Here is an 8748-nt window from a genome sequence, read left to right as displayed (position 1 = left end):
TCCTTGTGAAGGTTCACAGACGAAAACAAGTTTTCTGGTTCACTCTTTAGGCGCAAGTCGCCTTCGTCAGGAGAAATTGCTAGCTTTCCGGAAACTCTTTGGAGCAAAGGCACTCTATTTTATTTTACCTGATCCACCGCCGTACGAACAACAAGGACATCAACTGGAGCATTCCGCTTAACGTAGGAAGTAACAGAACCCATGATTGCACGTTGCATCCGTGACAAACCACTGGCACCCATCATAATCATATCGTTGTGGTGATCCCGAACAAAATCAAACGCGATAATTGTCTTTGGGTTTCCTAAACGAATGTGAATATCAATGTTATCAAAGTTTTCCTTATCCTTAACGCGCTTCAAAACGTCATCAAGGTATTGCTTAGACTTATCAACCAATTGGTAAGCGATACTGCCATCAGACATCCCGGCAAAGTTATAAGCCATTGCACGGGTGTCAATAACGTTCAACACATCAATGTGTGCCTTGCCATTACGTTTAGCAACCGCTACTGCACGTCCTAACGCTAATTCAGATTCCTTTGAGCCATCCATTGGAACTAAGATGTTTTCATATTCTTGATCCATAATCGAACCCTCCATTCAACCTCTTACATTTATTAATTACTATTGTACCATTAATTAATCTGCGCTTGTAACTATGTAATTATTATTTACTACTTTTATCAACTATTCTTTACTGGTTAAGTATTTGACTTGCATCATGCAATCAATTACAATCAACGGTAAATAATATTAAGATTTAATTAGGGATGTTTAATTAATTCTAATTTTGCATCTAATGAAATGAGGTAATTAACGTGGACAAAATCGATCGAAAAATTGTCAATATTTTACAAACAAACGCCCGAGCGTCCCTAAAGGATCTCTCAAAGGAATGTTTCATCTCTTCCCCTGCAATCGCAGCAAGAATTAGCAAGTTGGAACGTTCCGGTATTATTAAGGGCTACCAAGCAGATATTAACCTCGAAAAAATTAACTTCCATGTTAAAGCTTTTATTCAAGTTCAACTTGAACCTCGGCAAAAGAAAGAATTTTATCCTTATATTCAGAACATTCCAAACGTCATTGAATGTAACTGTGTCACCGGTGATTTTTCTGAAGTAATGGAAGTGGTCTTCCCGTCAACGACTGATCTTGATGACTTCATTAATGATATTCAACAACGTTTCGGTAAGACAAGTACACAAATTGTCTTTAGCACCAGTGTTGACCACCGAGGCGTTCAACTGAGTGATCCTCAGGAATAGGAGCGATCTACTAATGCTCAGTTTTCGTCGAGCAACACCAAACGATCTGCCGAGGATCGTCACAATTTATAACAGCGCAGTGCCAAGCCATGACATTACCGACGATGAAATGCCGATCACTGTTGATAGCCGCCAAGAATGGCTTAATCATTTCAATGATCGTTTCCCAATCTGGGTAGTAATCAGTGATTCAACAATCATTGGCTGGTGCTCACTTGGCCAGTTCTACCCGCACCAGGCTTATCAATTTTCTGCCGAAATCTCAATTTACTTAGCTTCTGATACTCAAGGACGTGGCTACGGAAAACAAATTTTAAATTTCATTGACCAGCAAATTACCGACAACCTTGATATTAAAACCGTAATTGCTTACGTTTACGAAAATAATCTTCCCAGTCAAAAGCTTTTTCAAAAATGTGGTTATCAACAATGTGGCGTCTTACCACAGATTTCAATCATTGATGGCGAACTCAGAACACTCAAAATCTTTGTTAAACACTTCAATCTGTAAAAAAATACCGCTAACATCCAGCTTTGAATGTTAGCGGTATTTTAACACTACTCTAGTTTTTACCATAAGTATCTAGGTAGTGATTATATTCTTTACGGTTAAATTCTTTTTCAGATTCACCAATAACCAGGGTTGCAATGGAATTACCAACAACGTTTACGGCTGTTCGTCCCATATCAACAAACCGGTCAATTCCGGCAATAAAGGTAAGCCCGGCAATCGGTACCCCAATTGTCGAAACACTGGCCAGAAGAACAACAAATGAGGCTCCTGGCACCCCAGCCATCCCTTTACTTGTAATCATCAAGACAACCAGTAAGGTAAACTGGTGGGCAAAGCTTAAGTGGATTCCGTATGCCTGAGCAAGGAATAACGCTGCCAATGACTGGTAGATGGCCGAACCATCAAGGTTAAAGGTATACCCAGTTGGAATAACGAAGGAAACAATCCCCTTGCTGACACCCATCTTTTGTGTCTTCTCCATTAGCCGTGGCAACGTAACTTCAGAACTCGCTGTCGTAAAGGCTAAGATGATTTCATCAAGAATAACGTGCATTGTCTTCCAGTAGCGCAAGTGGAATAAGTGGGCAGTAATCCCCAAAATCACCACAACAAAGATGATCATTGTCATATAAGCAATAACAATAAACAACCCTAATGGCAGTAACGCACTAATTCCCATTTCGGCAATCGTCATCCCAATCAGGCCAAAGACCCCGATTGGCGCAAACTTCATTACCCAGTTAGTAACCTTGAACATTACTTCGGCAACCGCATTCAGCACATCAATAAGAATCTTTGCCTTCTCACCGACCGAAGCAATTCCCAAACCAAAGAGGACTGAGAATAAGATCACTGGCATCATATCCCCATCAGACATTGATTTAAAGATGTTCGTTGGAATAATGGAAAGAATTAATTCCCAGAAGCCGCTATTATGCGAAGCGGTTTTAGCGCTCGACATGTACTGTGAAATATCAGTAGCATGAAGCTTATGAATATCAATAAACGTTCCCGGGTGGGTAATGTTACCAATTACTAGCCCAAGAATAATGGCAATCGTAGTTAAAACTTCAAAGTAGATTAAAGTTTTTCCACCTATCCGTCCTAACTTCTTAATATCACCAATATTCGCAATCCCAACCGTTAAACAAGAAACGACGATTGGCATAACGATCATTTGGATCAAACGAATAAAAATGGTTCCCAAGCTCTGCATGACCTTAATTGCACCAGTATTATGGTAAAAGACCATACCACAGATAATCCCCAATACTAGCCCAATCATAATTTGCCAGCCCATGCTTAGGCGTGAAATTCGGTATTTTTTCACCTTAAATCAGACTCCTTAAAAAATGTCTTGTTCTACTTTAGCATATTTTTAAGGGTTTTTCTTAGTAAAATTTAAATTTTATTTCTCTAAAGCCGAACAGTTATTTTAATTTCATAATTTTTTATTCATTTATTTTCCATATGGAAGCGGTTTATTTTTCAAGTAAATAGAAGTAGGATATTACTATAGTCTATTTTCAAAGGAGGAAATCGACAATTGACCAAACAATGGGCAAATAGTCTCACTGGTCGCTGGTGCTTTTTAGCATTTTCCATTTTCCTAAATGCCTGTTCCAACGGTCTCACTGTCTCTACAAACATGGGAAGTGCAATCTGGACTGCCTCCGCTGCTAATCTTAGTAACTGGCTCCACTGGTCGCTAGGAAATATGCTGTTAATTGAAGGAGTTATTGTTGCTATCACTAACCTGCTTCTGTTAAGAAAATTCGATTACTTTCGGTTAATTCGTAATCTTCTTTACATCATCCCTTTTAGTTATATTCTCCAGGGATTTGCTGACTTCTTCAATTATATTGGCGTTCCCGATCTCAATATTTGGTTTCGTGTCATCCTTGATATTATTGGGTTATTTGGTATTGCTGCCGCTGTTTCGCTTTACCAGCGAGCCAACCTAATTATGCATCCGAATGATGACTTCCCATATATTTTACGGTTCCGTTTTATGCATGGTTCCGCTGTTTGGTCACAATGGACAAGTTATATTCCGCCAATTATTTTAATCATCATCTCAGTAATTGAGACCCACCAGTTAGTTGCCGTTAACTTTGGGACAGTTTACAACATTCTTACCCAAGGTTACCTAATTGGTTGGTCTGATCACCATTTCTTTAGCAAATTGCACCACCACCTAAATTACAAATATTAAGAGAGGTAATTTTACTATGAAGAAAACCTACATTAACGGTCATATTTTTGTTGGCGATTCAGAAGATCACTTTGCCAATGGCATGATCGTTGAAAACGGCCGAATTAAATGGATCGGTAATGATCCGGTCCCAGAAGGAGAAACAATTGATCTCCAGGGACAAACCGTTCTTCCGGGATTAATCGACTGCCATACGCATCCAAAATACATTGCTGATGCCTTACATGGTGTCGCTTGTACTCCGCCAAACGTTAACAGTATTAAAGAAATGCAAGAAGCATTACGTAAGTCTCCCGCCTATGGTAAGGGTGAAGATGTCTGGATCGAAGGATGGGGATTTGACGAAACCAAACTAGCCGAACACCGGAGTCCTAACCGGGACGATCTCGATGCCGTCTCAACCACTCAACCGATTTTTATTTACCGTTCAGACTGTCATTCTTCTGTTGGGAATTCTAAGGCCCTTGAACTCGCTGGAATTGACGAAAATACGCCTGACCCAGTTGGCGGAAAAATTGAACGGTTCGCTGACGGACGACCAACTGGATTCATGCGGGAAGTTGCTGCATCTCAGCTTTTAATTCGTGCTAAGTCCGCCCAGAGCTATGAAGGCGATGTCCAGAACATGGTTAAGAGTTCCGAACACTACCTTGCTAATGGACTCGTTGCAATTGGTGAAATGATGGGACGGATGAAGCCATATACCTCTCTTAAGCTTTACCAAGACGCGATTAAGGGTGGTTTTGCCCCCAAGGCATCAATTTACTATGTCTTTGATGAAATTGATCCTGAAAAAGGACTTCAACCAAGTGGCGATGCTAAACTCCGTGTTGCTGGGATTAAAGTCTTCATGGATGGCAGTATTTCTGGTGAGACAGCATTTAATGCCGATCCATACCCATCAGGCAAAATGGGAGTTAGTCTTACATCGAAAGAAAAGTTAACTCGTGCTGTTAATATGGCGCGTGAAAACAAGTTGCAGTTAGCTGTTCATGCGATGGGCGACCAAGCTATCCAAACCGTTATCGACGTTACTAAGGATCTCGATCCATGGCTTGATGAAATGCCATCAGTGCGGATTGAGCACGCATCCCTAATGAGTGATGAAATGTTCACTGAAATTGCTCACAGTAAAATGAAGTATGCCTTAGTAACCCAACCGATTTTCTTCTTTGCTGAAGTTGAATCATACCGTCATTATTTGAACGCTGAACAATTCAAGCTAGCATACCGAGTAAAGACAATGTTAAATTCCAAGGCAATGCTTGGCTTAAGTTCAGATGCACCATGTACCCCATGGGCTGAGCCTGACAGCCCCTTCTACAGTATTTATGCCGCTGTCACCAGGAAAGCAGCTAATGGTGATGTTGTAAATGCCAATGAAGCAATCACTGTCCCCCAAGCAGTTCTTGGCTATACTCGTGATGGTGCTAAAATCGGTGGCTTTGACGATAACGGCACTCTGGAAGCAGGCAAGGCAGCTGATTTTGTCATTCTCAACAAGGATATTTTCACTGTTCCCCATGACGAGCTTCAAACTGTTCGGGTTAAAGAAACCTGGATGGCTGGGGAAAAGGTTTTTGAAAATTAAATATTTGACTTTGAAAAAGGCTGGGATTTGTTCCTGGCCTTTTGGTTTTGGGACTTGCTGGAGTTCTTGGCAACATATTCTAAACGTGCTTCGCCCGAGTTTCCTAGAGCTAGCAAACTCCTTCCTAGGCGCAAATCGCCTTCGTCAGGAGAAATTGCTAGCTTTCCGGAAACTCTTTGGGGCGAAGGCACTCTAATTCCCAATTGATGCCGCTTTCTAAGAAGTTTACAATAGGGTTGTGAATAGATTTGCAAATTAGTTTTTTGGGGATTGGAGTGAGAGATTTGCAAGAAGTTAAGAAAAAGCATCGGTTCCATATGCCGTCAGCGTTCACGATTCTATTTATTATTATTGTTATTATTGCTATATTAACCTGGATTATCCCAGCCGGAACATACTCAACCGATAAGGCCGGAAATATTATTTCTGGTACCTACCGTTCGGTTGCTAGTAAGCCACAAGGGATCTGGGACGTCTTTATGGCTCCTGTCATCGGAATGGTTGGTGACAAGAAAACTGAAGGAGCAATTTCAGTTTCACTATTCATTCTGGTCATCGGGGGCTTCCTTGGAGTTGTAAACAAGACAGACGCCCTTAACGAAGGGATTAGTTCAATCGTCCACCGTTATAAGGGACGAGAAAAATTACTGATCCCGATCCTAATGATCCTTTTTGCCATCGGTGGTTCTACCTACGGAATGGGTGAAGAAACAATTGCCTTTTACCCATTATTAATTCCCGTAATGATGGGTGTTGGCTTCGACTCATTAGTTGCCGTTGCGATTGCCCTCGTTGGGACTCAAGTTGGTTGTTTGGCGTCAACCGTTAACCCATTTGCTACTGGAGTTGCTTCACAAACATTAAACATCTCTCCAGGTGATGGTTTAGGTTCACGGGTTCTTCTCCTGATTATTACGACAACCATTAGTATCATCTACGTTTACCACTACGCTTCTGTAATCGAAAAGCACCCTGAAAAATCGCTTGTTTATAAGCAACGTGCAGCAGATGAGAAGCGATTTGCAATTAAAGTTCGTTCTGACGATGATAATTTTCAAATGTCAAAACGGCAAAAAGCAGTTATCTGGCTCTTTGGTCTTACATTTGTAATTATGATCCTTGGCTTAATTCCATGGACTAACCTAAACAGTCACTGGACATTCTTTGACAGCTTTACAAAATGGCTAACAGGCATCCCATTCTTAGGCAATTTACTCGGCCACGATATGGCACCACTAGGGACTTGGTACTTTAACGAAATTACCATGCTCTTCCTCTTCATGTCTGTCCTAATCATGTGGTTTTACCACATGAAGGAAAGCGAGTTCATGGATGCCTTCATGAAAGGAATGGCTGACTTCCTTAGCGTTGCAATTATCGTTGCTGTTGCCCGGGGAATTCAGGTAGTTATGAATAACGGAATGATCACCGGGACCGTCCTCCACTGGGGTGAAACGGGTCTCCATGGTCTTTCACAAAGTATCTTTATTATTTTGACCTACATTTTCTACATTCCAATGTCCTTCTTGATCCCATCAACTTCCGGTCTTGCTGCTGCAACTATGGGAATTATTGGTCCTCTTGGCCACTTTGCTCACGTTTCTGGAAGTCTAGTTATTACGGCTTATCAGGCTGCTTCAGGTTGGGTCAACTTAATTACCCCAACTTCTGGAATTGTTATGGGTGCCTTAGCAATCGCCCACGTTAACATCAGTATTTGGTGGAAGTGGATGTTGAAATTGATGATCTACCTATTCATCGTTACCTGCGTATTCTTAGGAATCGCTGCCGTACTCTAGGAGGAATTAAATTATGACACAATTAGTTACCGAAAAAGAACAGCAAGAGGCTGTCAGCGCTCTTGAAGAGTTAATCTCTGTACCTTCTTATAATCAAGCTGCTGAAGATGGTGCTCCATTCGGTCGGGGAATTCGAAATGCCCTTGATAAAATAATGGAAATTTGCGATCGTCTTGGGTTTAAAACTTATGAAGATCCTGATGGTTACTATGGTTATGCTGAAGTTGGCGAGGGTGACAAGATTTTTGGTGTAATTTGTCACCTTGATACTGTTCCTGCTGGCGATCCCAAGACCTGGGAACATGATCCATTCAAGGGAACAGTAGTTAACAATGCCGTTTACGGACGTGGTTCTCAAGATGATAAGGGACCTGGAATTGCTGCATTGTTTGCTGTTAAAGCTTTGATGGATCATGGTTACAAGTTTAACCAGCGAATTCGCTTTATCTACGGGACTGATGAAGAAATTCTTTGGCGAGGAATTGCTCAATATAACAAGAAAGAAAGTCAAATCGATAGCGGGATCTCCCCTGATGCGGAATTTCCATTGATTTACGCTGAAAAGGGTCTCCAGCAATCCTACCTTGTTGGACCGGGAACAGATCAACTTAAGCTGAGTTTAAAGAATGCCTTTAATGCTGTCCCTGACAAGGCTGTTTATGATGGCCCAAAGCAGGATGAAGTTAAGGCAGCTCTTGATAAGCATGGCTTTGAATATACTAGCGATGAAAATTCAATTACCGTTCTCGGAAAATCAGTCCATGCAATGTTAGCCCCACAAGGAACTAATGCCGTTCTTCGCCTTGCAATCGCCCTAGATGATGTCTTTGACTTTAAGCCACTTGATTTCATCGGCAAGCTCTTCAAGGAGGATGCCACCGGTACTAACCTGCTCGGTGATGTTGAAGACGAATCTGGTCACCTGACCATCAATATTTCAAGTCTCGAAATCAACGAAAAAGAAACCCAGATGCAAATTGATCTGCGGATTCCTGTTACCGTTGATCGAGATAAGCTTTTGGAAAAGCTCGCACAACGAGTGGCTCCATACGATCTCAAGTATGTTCACTTTGACTATGTTGCACCGCTATACGTTCCAAAGGATAGCAAGCTAATCCAAACCTTAATGGACGTCTACAAGGAACAAACCGGTGATACCACTGCCACACCACAAATCTCTGGTGGCGCTACCTTTGCTCGAACAATGAATAATTGTGTAGCCTTTGGCGGAATGCTTCCAACCACTCCCGACTACATGCACCAAGCCAACGAACAATGGCCCCTCAAAGACATGTTCAAAGCTATGGAAATCTATGCTCAAGCGATAAAGAGGTTGTGTGTAGACTAGAGTGTCTTCGT

General features: G+C 41.6%; 8 protein-coding genes. 6 read left to right on the top strand and 2 right to left on the bottom strand.

Features of this window, described 5'->3' with window-relative positions:
• Window positions 1-119: 119 nt before the first annotated feature.
• On the bottom strand, window positions 120-587 hold the full coding sequence (locus tag HMPREF0549_RS01290) for a universal stress protein (RefSeq protein ID WP_040530665.1): 468 nt from the start codon (window positions 585-587) through the stop codon (window positions 120-122).
• Window positions 588-820: 233 nt separating this feature from the next.
• Between HMPREF0549_RS01290 and HMPREF0549_RS01285 the strand changes: the two genes are divergently transcribed.
• Together HMPREF0549_RS01285 and HMPREF0549_RS01280 are read left to right on the top strand one after the other, a co-directional pair.
• A complete protein-coding gene (locus HMPREF0549_RS01285; protein ID WP_003716441.1) occupies window positions 821-1270 on the top strand; it encodes an Lrp/AsnC family transcriptional regulator in 450 nt (149 codons plus the stop codon).
• 13 nt (window positions 1271-1283) lie between these two features.
• Window positions 1284-1781, top strand: a complete 498-nt coding sequence (locus HMPREF0549_RS01280; protein WP_003716440.1) for a GNAT family N-acetyltransferase — start codon at window positions 1284-1286, stop codon at window positions 1779-1781.
• 52 nt (window positions 1782-1833) lie between these two features.
• Here the strand turns inward: HMPREF0549_RS01280 and HMPREF0549_RS01275 are convergent, their stop codons facing one another.
• Window positions 1834-3114 (bottom strand): cation:dicarboxylate symporter family transporter, encoded by a 1281-nt coding sequence (locus HMPREF0549_RS01275; RefSeq protein WP_040530662.1) that lies wholly within the window; start codon window positions 3112-3114, stop codon window positions 1834-1836.
• 216 nt (window positions 3115-3330) lie between these two features.
• Here HMPREF0549_RS01275 and HMPREF0549_RS01270 point away from each other — a divergent pair, with 216 nt between their 5' ends.
• From HMPREF0549_RS01270 to HMPREF0549_RS01250, 4 genes are all read left to right on the top strand, one after another.
• Window positions 3331-3999, top strand: a complete 669-nt coding sequence (locus HMPREF0549_RS01270; protein WP_003716438.1) for a YczE/YyaS/YitT family protein — start codon at window positions 3331-3333, stop codon at window positions 3997-3999.
• Between the two features lie 16 nt (window positions 4000-4015).
• Entirely contained in the window at window positions 4016-5590 is a 1575-nt protein-coding gene (locus tag HMPREF0549_RS01265) for an amidohydrolase (protein WP_003716437.1), read from the top strand.
• 317 nt (window positions 5591-5907) lie between these two features.
• Window positions 5908-7389, top strand: coding sequence for a YfcC family protein (locus tag HMPREF0549_RS01255; RefSeq protein ID WP_373878834.1), 1482 nt, complete (start codon window positions 5908-5910; stop codon window positions 7387-7389).
• Window positions 7390-7402: 13 nt separating this feature from the next.
• Entirely contained in the window at window positions 7403-8737 is a 1335-nt protein-coding gene (locus HMPREF0549_RS01250; protein ID WP_003716434.1) for a dipeptidase, read from the top strand.
• The last annotated feature ends 11 nt before the right edge of the window (window positions 8738-8748 follow it).

This window comes from Limosilactobacillus vaginalis DSM 5837 = ATCC 49540, assembly GCF_000159435.1.
Lineage (GTDB): Bacteria > Bacillota > Bacilli > Lactobacillales > Lactobacillaceae > Limosilactobacillus > Limosilactobacillus vaginalis.
The sequence above is the reverse complement of the archived record's forward strand: the minus strand, read 5'-3'. Positions and strand labels throughout refer to the sequence as shown.